Origin of the sequence: Paracoccus homiensis, from assembly GCF_900111675.1 — a bacterium.
Taxonomy (GTDB): domain Bacteria; phylum Pseudomonadota; class Alphaproteobacteria; order Rhodobacterales; family Rhodobacteraceae; genus Paracoccus; species Paracoccus homiensis.
This window is the reverse complement of sequence record NZ_FOHO01000001.1, coordinates 297,892-312,502: the sequence shown is the minus strand read 5'-3', so window position 1 is coordinate 312,502 and position 14,611 is coordinate 297,892. Positions and strand designations below refer to the sequence as shown.

Below are 14,611 nucleotides of genomic sequence, written 5' to 3'. Positions count from 1 at the left end.
TCATTGGGGAGGATCTGACATGGCCGAGACGAAACGACTGACCCGCCGGGCGATGGCTTTTGTTCTGGCGGGGGGGCGTGGCAGCCGCCTGAAGGAACTGACCGACCGGCGCGTCAAGCCCGCCGTCTATTTCGGCGGCAAGACCCGGATCATCGATTTCGCCCTGTCGAACGCGATGAACAGCGGCATCCGCAAGATCGCCGTCGCCACCCAGTACAAGGCCCACAGCCTGATCCGCCATTGCCAGCGCGGCTGGAACTTCTTTCGGGCCGAGCGGAACGAATTTCTGGACATCCTGCCCGCCAGTCAGCGCATGTCCGAGGAACACTGGTATCGCGGGACCGCCGATGCGGTCGCGCAGAATATCGACATCGTTGACAGCTATGACGTGGATTACGTCATCATCCTTGCGGGCGATCACATCTACAAGATGGATTACGAGATCATGCTGCGCGAGCATGTCGAAAGCGGCGCCGATGTGACGGTCGGCTGCCTGACCGTCCCGCGCAGCGAGGCCAGCGCCTTTGGCGTCATGGCGGTGGACGACAAGGGGCGCATCACCTCGTTTCTGGAAAAACCCGCCGATCCGCCCGGAATGCCCGGCGATCCCGACAAGTCGCTGGCCTCGATGGGGATCTATGTCTTCAACTGGGCCTTTCTGCGCGATCTGCTGCGGGCCGATGCCGAGGATCCCAACTCCAGCCATGATTTCGGCCATGACCTGATCCCCGACATCGTACGGCGCGGCAAGGCGATGGCGCATCGCTTTGACGTGTCCTGCGTCCGGGCCGAAGGGGCACCCGCCTATTGGAAGGATGTCGGCACGGTCGATGCGTTCTGGCAGGCCAATATCGACCTGACGAATTTCACGCCGGAACTGAACCTGTGGGACAATGACTGGCCCATCTGGACCTATTCGGAATCGGTGCCCCCGGCGAAATTCATCCATGACGAAAAGGACCGCCGCGGGATGGCGCTGTCGTCAATGGTGTCGGGCGGATGCATCATTTCGGGGACCGAGATCCGCAATTCGCTGCTGTTCACACGGGTGCAGACGAATTCCTGGGCCTCGCTGGATCATGTCGTGGCGCTGCCCTATGTCACGGTCCATCGCCGCGCACGGCTGACCAAGGCGGTGATCGACCGCGGCGTGGTCATCCCCGAGGGGCTGATCGTGGGCGAGGATGCGCGCGAGGATGCCAGGTGGTTCCGGGTCAGCGAGAACGGCGTGACCCTGATCACTCAGGCGATGCTGGACGCCCGCGCGGCCAGCCTGTGATGCGGGTTCTGTCGGTCGCCTCGGAATGCGCGCCCTTGGTCAAGACCGGTGGTCTGGCCGATGTGGTCGGCGCGCTGCCTGCCGCGCTGGCCCGCGAAGGGGTGCAGATGCGGACCCTGCTGCCGGGTTATCCCGCGATCATCGCGGCCTTGACGGATACCCGCGAGCTTTCGCAGATCGACGATCTGTTCGGCGGCACGGCGCGGTTGCTGGCGGGGCAGGCGGCGGGGCTGGACCTGTTGGTGATCGAGGCCGGGCATCTGTATCAGCGGCCCGGCAATCCCTATCTGGGCCCCGATGGCCACGACTGGCCCGACAATCCCGAACGCTTTGCCGCGCTGTCCTGGGTGGCGGCGCAGATCGCGGCGCAGGGCGCGGGGGACTGGCGGCCAGACATCGTGCATGGCCATGACTGGCAGGCGGGGTTCATGCCGGAATATCTGCGCCGCTTCGGCGTGGGCGATATCCGCAGCGTGCTGACCATCCATAATATCGCCTTTACCGGCCCGGCACGCCCCGACCGACTGCATGCGTTGCGACTGGATCCGGCGCGGTTTCACAGCGAAGGCTATGAATATTGGGGTCAGATTTCCGCGCTGAAGGCCGGGCTGATCGGGGCAGACCGCCTGACGACCGTGTCCCCGACCTATGCGACCGAGCTGATGACACCGGAATTCGGCATGGGGATGGAGGGGGTGATCCGCCATCGCCGCGCCGATCTGACCGGGATCCTGAATGGCATCGACAGCGATGTCTGGAACCCCGCAACCGATCCGGCGATCACGCCCTATGATCGGCCCGCCGGCAAGGCCCCGAACCGCGCCGCGCTGCGGGCTGAAATGGGCCTGCCCGACAGTGACGGTCCCCTATGTGTGATCGTATCGCGGATGACGCATCAGAAAGGGCTGGATCTGGTTCTGGAATCGCTGCCCGCGCTGCTGGATGGGGGCGGGCAGCTGGCGGTTCTGGGATCGGGCGACGCCGCGCTGCAATCGGCCTGGCAGGACGCCGCGCGCGACCCGAATGTCGCCGTCCGGATCGGTTACGACGAAGCCCTGTCCCACCGGATGATCGCGGGCGGGGATGCGATCCTTGTGCCGTCAAGGTTCGAACCCTGCGGCCTGACACAGCTTTACGGGCTGCGCTATGGCACGGTGCCGCTGGTCGCGCTGACCGGGGGGCTGGCCGATACGGTCATCAACGCCTCTCCGGCGGCGCTGGCGCGTCAGGTGGCGACGGGGGTGCAGTTCTGGCCCGTCGATGCGCTGACGCTGCGGCACGCCTTCTCGCGGCTTTGTGCCCTTTACAAGGATGATCAGACATGGTCCCGCCTTCAGCAGAACGCGATGGCGCAACCGGTCGGCTGGGATCAGTCGGCCCAAGCCTACGCCGCCCTCTACGCCGAGCTGACCGCGACCGAATGAACGACAGATATGTGATGACCGCAGGTTCGCCCACACCACTTGGGGCAAGCTTTGACGGTGCGGGGGTGAATTTCGCCGTCTTTTCGCAACATGGCGAACGGGTGGTGCTGTGCCTGTTCGACGACCGCAACAAAGAGATCGCGCGACTGGACCTGCCCGAACGCGAAGGTCATGTCTGGCACGGCTATGTTCCCGAATTGCGGCCCGGACAGCGGTACGGCCTGCGCGTTCACGGTCCCTACCGCCCGCAAGAAGGGCACCGCTTCAACGCCAACAAGCTGTTGATCGACCCCTATGCCAAGCGCCTGACGGGCGGCCCAAGGATGCATGACGCGATACTGGGCTATCGCGCCGGGCATGCGGATCTGGACCTGTCCTTCGATCGTCGCGACAGTGCCCAGCACATGCCGAAATGCGTGGTCACCGATACCAGCTTTTCCTGGGGCGATGACAGGCCGCTGCGACGTCCGATGGCCGATACCGTGATCTACGAGGCGCATGTCAAAGGTCTGACCGCCGGGCGCGGCGATATTCCCGATGCGGGCAGCTTTGCGGCCATGGCCTCGGACCCGGTGCTGGACCATCTGACCGATCTGGGCGTGACCGCGATCGAATTGCTGCCCGTCCATGCCTTCGCCGATGACCGCTTTCTGACCGAGCGCGGGCTGCGCAATTACTGGGGCTATATGTCCTACGGCTTTTTCGCGCCCGAGCCGCGTTACATGCGCGATGGCGATATCGCCGAATTTCAGCAAATGGTCGCGCGGTTCCATAAGGCCGGGATCGAGGTCATTCTGGACGTGGTCTACAACCACACCGCCGAGGGCAACGAGCTTGGGCCGACCCTGTCCTTTCGCGGGCTGGACAACGCCGCCTATTACCGGCTGGCCGAGGATCGCCGTTTCTATGTCAACGATGCCGGCACCGGCAATGTGCTGAACATGGACAGCCCCTTTACCCTGCGGCTGGTGATGGACAGCCTGCGCTATTGGGTCGAGGTGATGCATGTCGATGGGTTCCGTTTTGACCTGTGTTCGGTGCTGGGCCGGACGCGCGGCGTGTTCGACCGCGACGGGCCCTTCTTTCGTGCCGTGCGGCAGGACCCGGTGCTGAACCGCGTCAAGCTGATCGCCGAGCCCTGGGATATCGGCGAGGGTGGCTATCAGTTGGGCAGCTATCCCGCGCCCTTCGCGGAATGGAACGACCGTTTTCGCGATCAGATCCGGGCCTTCTGGCGCGGGGATGCCGGGCTGGTCGGCAAGCTGGCCAAGCGCATTGCCGGATCTGCGGCCCGGTTCGATCATGATGGCCGGGCGGCGACATCCTCGGTCAATTTCGTGGCTGCCCATGACGGCTTCACGCTGATGGATACGGTCAGCTACAACGACAAGCACAACGAGGCCAATGGCGAGGACAACCGCGACGGCCACAATCACAATGTTTCGGACAATTGCGGGGTCGAGGGGCCGGGCGACGATCCCGAATTGCTGGCCCGCCGCGCCCGCCGTCGCCGCAACCTGATGGCGACGCTGCTGCTGAGCCAGGGAACGCCCATGATCCTGGCCGGGGACGAACTGGGCAATTCGCAGGGCGGCAACAACAACGCCTATTGTCAGGACAATGAGATCGGCTGGGTCGACTGGTCGGCGGTCGATGACGAGTTTCTGGATTTCTGTCGCCGCGCCATCGCGTTTCGCCGCGCGCATCCGATCCTGCGGCAGCGGCGCTTCCTGCACAGCCAGCCGCGCGAACAGGACGGGCTGCCGGATCTTTTCTGGCGCCGGGCCGATGGCGGGCTGATGGGGCCCGAGGATTGGGCCAATCCCGATCTGCGGCTTTTGGGGGCGGAAATGCGGATGGCATCGGGAACGCCGGCCTATGCGGCGCTGCCGGGGGCGGTCTATCTGGTGTTCAACGCCGGCAATCAGGCCAAGGTCAGGCTGCCCGACACCAACGGGCAGGGCGGCCATTGGCGGCGGCAGCTGGACAGCGCGCTGGAACGCGAACCCGACGACGCCTGTGGCGACACCGTCACCGTCGCCGCCGAAAGCATCGCCGCCTTTGTCCTATGCAACAGCGCCGAATGCGGGTGACCCGCGCGGCAGTTGCGCCACGCCCTTGCGGAAATTGCCGCGCAAGCGGGCGGTTGCACGCTGTCACGGCGCGGATTTCGCTGTAGACGCATGTTGACCGATGGCGGATGGCGGATCTGCGTGACAATCGCGCGTGGCCGCCGCCCGATAGCGCTGTCGCCCGCATTTGCATGATGAGGCCCCTTGTGACCCAACTGCCTTCTGCCGAAACGCTTCGCGATCAGATCCTCTACCACCTGACCCATACGCAGGGCCGGGGCGAGGAATTCGCCACGACCTTCGATTGGCGGCTGGCCGTCAGCTATACCATCCGCGACCTGATCGTGACGCCGTGGATGGCGGCGTTGCGGGGGGCGCGCGATCAGGGCCGCAAGCGGGTTTACTACCTGTCGATGGAATTTCTGATCGGCCGCATTCTGGAAGACGCGATCATCAATCTGGGCCTGAATGACAGCATGGATGGGGCGCTGGACCTGCTGGGCCTGAACAAGCAGCAGATTCTGGACGACGAACCCGATGCCGCGCTTGGCAATGGCGGCCTAGGCCGTCTGGCTGCCTGTTTCATGGAATCGCTTTCCTCGCTGTCGGTTCCGGCCTTCGGCTATGGCATCCGCTATGAACACGGGTTGTTCCGTCAGCGGTTCGAGGCAGGCCAGCAGGTCGAAACCCCGGAAGACTGGCTGAATCAACCGCATCCCTGGGAATTCGTGCGGCTGGATTACAGCTATGCCATCGGGTTCAAGGGGCATGTCGAACAGGTCGATGGCCGCGCGGTGTGGCATCCCGGCGAAAGCGTCATCGCGCGGGCCTATGATACGCCGGTGATCGGCTGGCAGGGCGATTGGGCAAATACGCTGCGCCTGTGGGGGGCGCATCCGACGACGCTGTTCGATCTGCACCGCTTCAACGCGGGCGATCACACCGCCGCCGCCGAGCCCGAGGCGCTGGCCCGGACCATCAGCCGCGTGCTTTACCCCGATGACGGCACCGAATCCGGCAAGGAACTGCGGCTGAAACAGGAGTATTTCCTGACGGCCGCCGCGCTTCAGGATATCCTGCGCCGCTTTCTGTCGGAACATGACGATCTGCGGCAGCTGCCGGACAAGGTCGCGATTCAGCTGAACGACACCCATCCGGCCATTGCGGGCCCGGAACTGATCCGGCTGCTGATGGACGATCACGGCATGGATTTCCCGACCGCCCGCGATATCGCGCGCGGCACGCTGAACTATACCAATCACACCCTTCTGCCCGAGGCGCTGGAACGCTGGTCGACCTGGCTGATGGGCCGCGTCCTGCCGCGGCATATGCAGATCATACAGATGATCGACGACGATCACCGCCTGCAGACCCGCCGCCCCGATCATCTGGGTATCGTCCATCATGACGAGGTGCGGATGGGCGAACTGGCCTTCGTCATGGCGGGCAGGGTGAACGGCGTGTCGGCCCTGCATACGGATCTGGTCAAAAGCACCGTCTTTGCCGATCTGAACCGGCTGCATCCGGGGCGGATCGTCAATCAGACCAACGGCGTCACACCGCGTCGCTGGCTGCGCATGTCGAACCCGGCGCTGTCGGCGGTGCTGGACGATGTGATCGGCACGGGCTGGACCGGCGATCTGGATCAGTTGCGCGGGTTAGAGCCTCATGCCGAGGATCCTGCGCTGCTGGCACGTCTGCGCGCGGCCAAGCGTGCCAACAAGGTCTGGCTGTCCGATGGGCTGCTGGCCGGGCTGGGCGTCAGGGCCGATCCGGACGCGATCTTCGACGTGCAGGTCAAGCGTATCCACGAATACAAACGTCAGCTGCTGAACATCCTTGAAGCCATCGCCCTGTGGCGGCGCATCCATGACGACCCGAACGGCGACTGGGTGCCGCGGGTCAAGATCTTCGGCGGCAAGGCCGCGCCGGGATACTGGCTGGCCAAGACCGTGATCCATCTGATCAACGATGTCGCCGCGACGATCAACACTGATCCGGTCACGCGCGATTTTCTGCAGATCGCCTATCCGCCGAATTACAATGTCTCGATGGCCGAGGATCTGATCCCTGCCGCCGATCTGTCGGAACAGATCTCGACCGCCGGAAAAGAGGCGTCGGGCACCGGCAACATGAAATTCACCATGAACGGTGCGCTGACCATCGGCACGCTGGATGGTGCCAATGTCGAGATCCGCGACCATGTCGGACCCGAAAATTTCTTCCTGTTCGGCCTGACGGCGGACAAGGTCGATCAGGCCCGCGCCCGCCCCGGTCATGCCCGCGCCGCCATCGAGGCCAGTGACGATCTGTCCGCCGCCCTGCATATGATCGCAGAAGGCCGTTTTGGCCGCCCCGAGCCGTATTTTGCGCTGCTGGACCGTACCTGGAATGATGATCCCTTCTTGGTCGCCAGCGATTTCGACGACTATTTCGCCGCGCAACGTCAGGTCGACGCCGCATATCGCGACCCCGCCCGATGGGACCGCATGGCGGCCCTGAATATTGCGCGATCGGGCTTTTTCTCATCTGACCGGACGATCCGCGGTTATCTGCGGGATATCTGGAAGCTGGAACCGGGGGCGTAGATAAAACCCGCTTGTCGGGGGCGTTCTGCGCAAAATACTAAATGCATCGCATTTAATCGTTTCCGTGACGCCGGGCTAAGTCGATACCGGAACGAGGTGATGGTCCCAGGCGCGACCGGGGGATTTGGACAGCGGATGCAGGGTCTGGTCGGAACGCACCAAGCCGCCCAGCCCGTCCGAAATGAAAAAGCCCGCCCGCGCCGGGGCAAGGCCGCAGACATCTTCGCGCCGGATCGTCTGTTGATGGCCGCCGCGATGGTCAAAGACCTGCACCCGCCCGCCACGGGGCGAACTGATCGCGACTCGGCGTCCCTCGGCATCGAAGGCGACCGAGCCGACATAGCCCTGCATCGCCATCGCCTCGTGGATGGGCAGTTCGGCCAGCACCGCGCCCTGCCCGCGCCGGTGCAGGCCCAGAAGGGGCATCCCCTCGGCCGGGTCGCCCTGCCATTGCATCCCGAAGGCCACCACGCCGTCCTGCCCGAAGGCGATATGGCGGATCGAGTTGCGGCGCAGTTCGGGGTCCAGCTCGACCTGGTCCAGCAGCGCCCCGTCGGTCGCGACATAGGACAGGTTCGGACGCATCAGCGCGACATCCAGCTTGACGCCCGGCTGGTCGGGGTGATTGCGATAGCCGCCATTGGCCGCGACAAGGATGTCGCCCGGCATCCGCCTGATCTCGTGCGGGCCGATGCCGTGGGTCGGGATCTCGGCGATGCGGCGCCAGCCTTCGCGGCGCGACCACAGCCCGATGCGCCCCTCGCCGCTGTCATAGGCGTTTTCAGATGTGCACAGGATGTCGCCATCCGCGATGAAGGTGCCGTGGCCGTAGAAATGCCGCCCCTGCGGCGCATGCAGCCGGGCCAGGACCTGTCCGGTCACGCAGTTCAGCACGATCGCGAAATTGCCGGGGCTGCGGGCAAAGGCCACGGCCTCGGGGGCGGTCGGATGGGCGGTGGCGGCGTGGCCGCGACCGGGCAGCGGAATGCGGAACAGGTCCGCGCCCCGATCCGACAGGCCGAACAGCGCATAGCCGCCATCCCCTTCGCGCGCGGCGCCAAGGATCGCGGGGCTGCCCGCATCGGCCCAGCCCAGCCGGGGCGCGACCGCCCCCGCCATCAGCGCCGTCAGGAAGCTGCGCCTGCGCATCAGTCGCCATCCTTGGAATTGAAGCCCGCAGTCAGGCCCAGCCCGCCGCCGATCTCGCCCTCGATCGCGGTGCCGATGGCGCGGATGCGCTGTTGCAGGATCTCGACCTTCAGGCGCTGCGTCGGGTCGGTGACCCCTTCAAGGCGCGGATCGTCCTGCAATTCCGCGACCTGCGCCTGCGCGTTGTCGAAGGCCGCCTCGGTCAGGGGGATCGGATCGTCCGACAGCGCGACCGCCATGTCGCGCAGCGCGGCCAGCGACAGTTCGATGTTGCGCAGCGGGCGGTCGCTGCGCCATGCCTCGGCCAGCTTGGGGCGGGGCTTGTCGAAGCTGCCCATCGGGCGGCCAAGGCGCTGATCGGCGTCGAATTCGATGCCCGACAGCAGCGCGGTATAGATCGCCTGATCCGCCTCTCGGGCAGACAGGTAACGGTCGTTCCCGTCCTGCCCCGCATCCAGCATCAGCTGCGCGTGGTCCTGCCAGTCGGCCTGCACGGCATCTGCGATGGTGGCCAGGTCGGTCGCGATGGCGCGGGCATAGCGGCATTCGTAATCGCCAACCTCGTCCGCCATCAGCTGTTCCAGCGCCATCAGACCGCGCCCTGCTATCGAAACCTCGGCAAAGCCTGCCGGATCGTCCACGACCGGATCCTGATCCGCGACCAGCCCCCGGACCGAGCGTGCGACAAGCCCGCGCGGATCGGGCCAGAACGCCACCGTCAGCGCACGCCCGTCCTGTTCCAAGGGCCCGAAGGCCAGATGCGACAGGCCCATCCAGGCATCGAATGCCTGCTGATAGGGGGTGTCCAGCGCGCTGGCCGAACAATCGGCACCGGCCGCATCGGCCAGGGCATGGGCAGCCGTCGCAAAGCGGTCGGTCGCGGGCAGGATATGGTCGTTCACCACCTCGGGGGTGCCGGCCATGGCGGGCAGCGGCAGCAGGGCAAGGGCCAGCAGGGTTCGCATCACAGGCTTTCCACAAATCGGATCAGGGCCGCCCGGTCCTCGGGCGGGATGTCGATGACGGCGTCGCGGGCGGGCGCGGCCTCGCCGCCATGCCACAGGATCGCCTCCAACACGGAACGCGCGCGTCCGTCATGCAGCAGCATGCTGTGGCCGTTGACGGTCCGGGTCAAGCCGATGCCCCACAGGGGCGGCGTGCGCCATTCGCGGCCATTCGCCAGCCCCTCGGGGCGGTGATCGGCCAGCCCGTCGCCCATGTCGTGCAGCAGCATGTCGGTATAGGGCCAGATCAGCTGGAAGCTGTGCTCGGACCGATCCTCCATCCGCGCGGTGACGTATTTGGGCCGGTGACAATCGGCGCAGCCCGTGTCGTAGAAGACCTGCTTGCCGCGCAGCACCTGCGGATCGCCTTCGTCGCGGCGGGCGGGAACGGCCAGGTTCTGGCTGTAGAAGACGGTCAGCGCCAGCCCTTCGGCGTCGATCTCGAACCCGCGTGCATCGCCGCCGCCATGGGGAGCGGCGCGGCAATCCTGCTGGGCATCCGTGCATTCGCCCGCATGGTCCGGATGCAACGGGTTCGAGATGCCGATATCGCCTGAAAACGCGCTGGCGGATTGTTCCTCGACGGTGGGCATCCCAGCCTTCCAACCGAAACGGCCCAGCATCGGGGCGTCATGCCGCGCCGACCAGACGATATTGGCCCGCCCCGAGATCCCGTCGCCATCGGCATCATCCGGATCGGCACCGGCAAGAATGTCGGCGGTCGGGATCGCCTCCAGCAGGCCAAGGCCGATCATCGGCGGGGCGACGCGGGGGCTGATCATCAGATCGTCGCGCAGGGGGCCGTATGCCGGATCGTCGATGCCGTATTCAGGCACGCGCAGATGCGCGACCTCGCCGCCCGACAGGTCCACCCGCGTTTCGGCATAGTCGATGGTCATGCGCCCTTCCGCCGGAACGCCCGCGACCGACAGGTCCTGCAACTGCCCGCCATAGGTCGGATCGGGGCGCGTCGGCTCGACCGGGTTACCTGTCCCGGCCAGGTATTCCTCGATCTGGCTGCGGGGGTCGTTATCCGATGCCGGCACCGACAGCCGCAGGAACATCGAGCCGCCAGCCTCGCCCCGCGTGTCGGGGGGATGGCCGCGCCCGTCCTTCAGGTGGCAGTTCTGGCAGCCGCGCGAATTGTACAGCGGCCCCAGCCCGTCGGATGCCAGCGTCGACGAGGGCGAGGACACCCACAGCTTGCGAAACAGCCCGTTGCCGACCTTGAAGCGCAGTTCTCCCTCGAACCCGATATTGGCCGAGGGCTGCGAGAAGGCATCCGCATCGTCGCGGGCACGCACGGTCGCGGCCCCGCCGGGATTGCCCTCGAAGGGTTCGGGCGCGGTGAAATCCTGCGTGGGCGCGACGACATCGGCGATCCGTGCGGTTTCGGCGCCGGTGCGGGGCGTGGCGTTCAGGTGCAGATCGGTCAGCGCCGGACCCTCCGCAAGGACCGGCGCCGCCGTGATCATCAGCAGCGGCAGCAGGTGCCGCGCGGCCTTACTGGAAGACGGCATCGGGGCTGTCGAGGCTGTCCGAGCCCTCGATGGCGACGTCCTGCGCACCCAGCAGGGTGACCGCGCGTTCGATATCCTGCGTCTGCGCGACCAGCGCATCGACGGCGGCCATGATCAGGCCCTCGCCCGCGTCATTGCCGCGTGCCAGCATCTGGTCATAGGAGGTGCCGCCCTCGGCCACGGTCTTGATGCGGCCCAGCTTGGCCACGCTGTCATCCAGTCCCGCGCGCAGCGACCGATCGACCGATGCGTCGGCCTCGGCCACCAGCGAGGACAGGCTCTCGCCCGAGACGACCGTGCCGTCGATGCGGGCATATTCGCCCAGATAGACGTTCCGGATGCCCAGCCCATCATAGTAATGGCTGTTATGCGTGTTGTCCGAGAAGCAGTCGTGTTCCTCCTCGGGGTCGTTCAGCATCACGCCCAGCTTCATGCGCTCGCCCGCCAGTTCGCCATAGGACAGGCTGCCCATGCCGGTCAGCATGGCGCTGATCGCGGCGTCGGGATCGGCGGTCAGGCCGGTCGCGGCCTCGCCGCCCTCGGCCCATTGCGCGGTCATCCATTCCAGGTCGCTGACCAGCAGGTCGGTCGCGGCCTTCAGGTAATCGCCGCGACGGTCGCAATTGCCGCCGGTGCAGTCGTCACCCGCGGCATAGTCGGTCCAAGGGCGGTCGCCCGCGCCGTGATCGGTGCCGTTCAGGTCCTGACCCCACAGCAGGAACTCGATCGCGTGATAGCCGGTGGCGACATTCGCCTCGATGGCGTCTGCCTCGTGCAGCTGGCCCGACAGCAGGTCGGGCGTGATCTCGGTCGCGTCGATATCCTCGCCCGACAGGGTGAAGGTCGGCGCGGCGACCACGTTCAGCGCGGCGTATTCGTTCGCATCCGACGCCCCGCCATAGGACGGATCGACATAGTCGATCAGCCCCTCGTCCAGCGGCCAGGCGTTCACCTTGCCTTCCCAGTCGTCCACGATGGCATTGCCGAAGCGCAGCGCCTCGGTCTGCTGATAGGGCACGCGAGCGGCCAGCCATGCCGCGCGGGCATCCTGCAGCGCCTCGGCCGAGGGGGACTGGATCAGCGCATCGACGGCGGCCTGCAGGTCGCGCGCGGCGATCAGGCTGTCCTCGTATCCGGCATGGGCGATGGCGATGTAATTCGCGACGACCTCGGGCTTGCCCGCAAGGGCGGGCGAGGCGGTGGCCAGCGCAAGGGCGGACATGGCGAGGGTGGTTTTCATGCGATCCTCCTGAGGCGGGGTCGGTCCATCGCGGATGCGGACCGTTTGACCGCGTTCTGCCCCCTTGGCGATCGCGAAGTCAATTCCCGAGTTCTTTTATCGGTCAATTTGCCGGAAATTGCACGAAAAGGGCGAGCCTTCGTCAGAAGGCTCGCCCCTGGGTTCGTTGATCGGGGCCTCGCTCCTAGCTGAGGAAGCGGCGCGCGGCGGGCAGGTGCCGCATCAGCAGGTAATAGGTCACGCCCGCCGGGATCAGGCTGGCATACCAGCTGATGCCCGAAAAGATCAGCGCAAAGACCACGCCGGTGACAGTCGCGATCAGCGCCGCCGGGTTCATGCCCTGATAGGGGCCGGTCTCGTCATACAGGTGATCCAGATTCAGCGTCTGCTTGCGGATGACATAGTAATCCACCACGAGGATCGCGAAGATCGGACCAAGGAAGGCGCTGTAGGTCTGGATGAACAGACCCAGCCCGGCGGCGGATTCGTCGCGGACCAGCATCCAGGGGAAGGTCGCGAAGGCCAGAAGGCCCACGACCACCGCGGAGGTCTTGAAGTTCAGCTTGAACACATCCATCAGCGCATAGGCTGGCGGCACGACATTGTTCAGGATATTGGTCGTCACCTGCGCAAAGGCGATGAACAGCAGTGTCACGACCAGCAGAAGCTTGTTGTCGACCGCACTGGAAAAGACCTTGATCGGATCGACTTCGCCGGTGGCACCCGACACCATCAGCCCGATCAGGCCCATGAACAGCGTCGCGGGCAGGATCGAATTGGCATAGATCGCCACCTGCCGCACCGGGCCGACCTGATGGCGCAGTTCGCGGCTGTAATCGGACACGTTCAGCATCATGGTCGAATAGATGCCCAGAAACAGCATCGTGGCCCCCCAGAAGGGCGCGCCCCATGTTCCCTCGACATTCACCAGATTGGCGCTGATCTCTTCGCCATATTTGCTGATGACGCTGAAGAACATGTAGATCAGCGACCCGATGATAAAGACCGAGCCGATGTTTTCCAGCCATTTGATGCCGTGAAAGCCCAGCACCGACAGGCCGATCTGCAGGAACTGGAAGCCGATGAAGAACACCCAGATATTCGAATAGCCGAACATGGTTTCGCTGACGAGGTTCAGCGCCCCGGCACCGATCCAGCTTTGAAATCCGAACCAGACGATGGCCGGCACCGACCGGACCAGCGCGGGCAGGCGCGTGCCTGAAAACCCGAAGGCCGAGCGCGCCTGCACCATGAAGGGGATGCCATATTTGTGGCCCGCGCGTCCGTTGATCATCAGCGCGATTCCGATCACCGCGCAGCCGATGGCGATGGCCACGAAGGTTTGCAGCAGGTTCAGCGTGCCGACGAGGCCCGATCCGATGGTGAAGGTGCCGATGGACACGCAGCCGCCCAGCCAGGCGAACAGATAGGACCACGGATCCATGATGCGGGTCTGTTGCGGGGCCAGCGATTCCTGGCCCAGCCCTTTTTCATCGGTGGTGCTGTGTTGCGGCGGCGCGGCGGCCATCATGTCGGTCTGTGTCATGGGTAACTCCCTGTCAGGATTATGAGCGATTATTTCTTGTTGGGCACCGCGTAGGCGCCGATCTTGCTGGTTTTCAGCCCGGCGCCCACCAGCGCCTCGGCGAATTTCGTGGCGACGGTGACGCCGTCGATGACCGGAATCCCGGTTTCACGGGACAGCCATTCGGTCAGGTCGGACATGCCCGCGCAGCCCAGGACGACGGCTTCGCATTTGTCTTCGTCGATGGCGCGCAGGATCTCGTCACGGATCTGCTGCCGGGCGTTCGAGCCGGGCTCTTCCAGTGCCAGGACCGGAATCTCGGCCGAGCGGACGCGGCGGCATTGGTGATCCAGCCCGTATTTGCGGACCAGATCCTCGATGATCGGGACCGAGCGTGGCAGCGTGGTGACCACCGTGAACGAGGTCGCGATCATGCTGGCCGCCTTGCAGGCCGCCTCGCAGATGCCAAGGACGGGGCCGGTGGCGATTTCGCGGCAGGCCCCGATCGAGGGGTCGTCGAAACAGGCGACGACGATGGCATCGGCGGCCGATGCCTCGGCCTGTTGCACTTCGCGCATCAGATGGGCGGCAGACATGACCTCATCGAAATGGCCTTCGATGCTGGCCGGGGCGCCATGCGCGGTGCGGCCGATCACCTCGACATGATCGCCCGCCGCCGCGCGGGCCGAGGCGATGATCTTGTCCGTCATCGACTGGGTAGAGTTGGGGTTGATGACCACCAGTTTCATACGGTTTCCTCCATGAGTCATGAATTGATAACACAGATTGTTAACAATCCAAAAATAAATC

The 14,611-nt window shown here is 65.2% G+C and carries 10 protein-coding genes; 4 read left to right on the top strand and 6 right to left on the bottom strand.

What is annotated here, in order from left to right:
* The first annotated feature begins 19 nt into the window (after window positions 1-19).
* The 4 genes from glgC to BMX67_RS01560 all read left to right on the top strand — a co-directional run bounded on the left by glgC (window position 20) and on the right by BMX67_RS01560 (window position 7,363).
* Entirely contained in the window at window positions 20-1,279 is a 1,260-nt protein-coding gene (gene glgC / locus BMX67_RS01575; RefSeq protein WP_090731958.1) for a glucose-1-phosphate adenylyltransferase, read from the top strand.
* Window positions 1,276-2,703: a glycogen synthase GlgA gene (glgA, locus tag BMX67_RS01570; RefSeq protein WP_245739076.1), complete on the top strand. Its 1,428-nt coding sequence runs from the start codon at window positions 1,276-1,278 to the stop codon at window positions 2,701-2,703. The genes glgC and glgA overlap by 4 nt, the downstream gene beginning before the upstream one ends.
* Entirely contained in the window at window positions 2,700-4,796 is a 2,097-nt protein-coding gene (gene glgX, locus BMX67_RS01565; RefSeq protein WP_090731954.1) for a glycogen debranching protein GlgX, read from the top strand. Before glgA ends, glgX begins: the two co-directional genes overlap by 4 nt.
* Window positions 4,797-4,969: 173 nt before the next feature.
* The gene (locus tag BMX67_RS01560) at window positions 4,970-7,363 is read left to right on the top strand and encodes a glycogen/starch/alpha-glucan phosphorylase (RefSeq protein ID WP_090732207.1); all 2,394 of its coding nucleotides are present in this window, start codon (window positions 4,970-4,972) and stop codon (window positions 7,361-7,363) included.
* Between the two features lie 75 nt (window positions 7,364-7,438).
* Here the strand turns inward: BMX67_RS01560 and BMX67_RS01555 are convergent, their stop codons facing one another.
* The 6 genes from BMX67_RS01555 to BMX67_RS01530 all read right to left on the bottom strand — a co-directional run bounded on the left by BMX67_RS01555 (window position 7,439) and on the right by BMX67_RS01530 (window position 14,550).
* Window positions 7,439-8,515: a DUF1513 domain-containing protein gene (locus BMX67_RS01555; protein WP_425438956.1), complete on the bottom strand. Its 1,077-nt coding sequence runs from the start codon at window positions 8,513-8,515 to the stop codon at window positions 7,439-7,441.
* Window positions 8,512-9,477, bottom strand: a complete 966-nt coding sequence (locus BMX67_RS01550; protein WP_090731950.1) for an imelysin family protein — start codon at window positions 9,475-9,477, stop codon at window positions 8,512-8,514. Before BMX67_RS01550 ends, BMX67_RS01555 begins: the two co-directional genes overlap by 4 nt.
* On the bottom strand, window positions 9,477-11,036 hold the full coding sequence (locus BMX67_RS01545; RefSeq protein WP_425438952.1) for a di-heme oxidoreductase family protein: 1,560 nt from the start codon (window positions 11,034-11,036) through the stop codon (window positions 9,477-9,479). The genes BMX67_RS01550 and BMX67_RS01545 overlap by 1 nt, the downstream gene beginning before the upstream one ends.
* Complete coding sequence (locus tag BMX67_RS01540; protein ID WP_090731948.1) at window positions 11,020-12,276, bottom strand: imelysin family protein; 1,257 nt, start codon at window positions 12,274-12,276, stop codon at window positions 11,020-11,022. The genes BMX67_RS01545 and BMX67_RS01540 overlap by 17 nt, the downstream gene beginning before the upstream one ends.
* A 184-nt stretch (window positions 12,277-12,460) precedes the next feature.
* The gene (locus tag BMX67_RS01535) at window positions 12,461-13,822 is read right to left on the bottom strand and encodes an NCS1 family transporter (protein WP_245739073.1); all 1,362 of its coding nucleotides are present in this window, start codon (window positions 13,820-13,822) and stop codon (window positions 12,461-12,463) included.
* A gap of 29 nt (window positions 13,823-13,851) precedes the next feature.
* Window positions 13,852-14,550 carry an aspartate/glutamate racemase family protein gene (locus BMX67_RS01530; protein WP_090731946.1) on the bottom strand — a complete coding sequence of 233 codons (699 nt, stop codon included), beginning with the start codon at window positions 14,548-14,550 and terminating at the stop codon, window positions 13,852-13,854.
* Window positions 14,551-14,611: the final 61 nt, after the last annotated feature.

Coding starts and splice junctions, on each gene's coding strand:
- BMX67_RS01545 (WP_425438952.1), bottom strand. CDS start 11,036: ATGCCGTCTTCCAGTAAGGCCGCGCGGCACCTGCTGCCGCTGCTGATG.
- glgC (WP_090731958.1), top strand. CDS start 20: ATGGCCGAGACGAAACGACTGACCCGCCGGGCGATGGCTTTTGTTCTG.
- BMX67_RS01530 (WP_090731946.1), bottom strand. CDS start 14,550: ATGAAACTGGTGGTCATCAACCCCAACTCTACCCAGTCGATGACGGAC.
- BMX67_RS01535 (WP_245739073.1), bottom strand. CDS start 13,822: ATGACACAGACCGACATGATGGCCGCCGCGCCGCCGCAACACAGCACC.
- glgX (WP_090731954.1), top strand. CDS start 2,700: ATGAACGACAGATATGTGATGACCGCAGGTTCGCCCACACCACTTGGG.
- BMX67_RS01550 (WP_090731950.1), bottom strand. CDS start 9,477: ATGCGAACCCTGCTGGCCCTTGCCCTGCTGCCGCTGCCCGCCATGGCC.
- BMX67_RS01560 (WP_090732207.1), top strand. CDS start 4,970: ATGAGGCCCCTTGTGACCCAACTGCCTTCTGCCGAAACGCTTCGCGAT.
- BMX67_RS01540 (WP_090731948.1), bottom strand. CDS start 12,276: ATGAAAACCACCCTCGCCATGTCCGCCCTTGCGCTGGCCACCGCCTCG.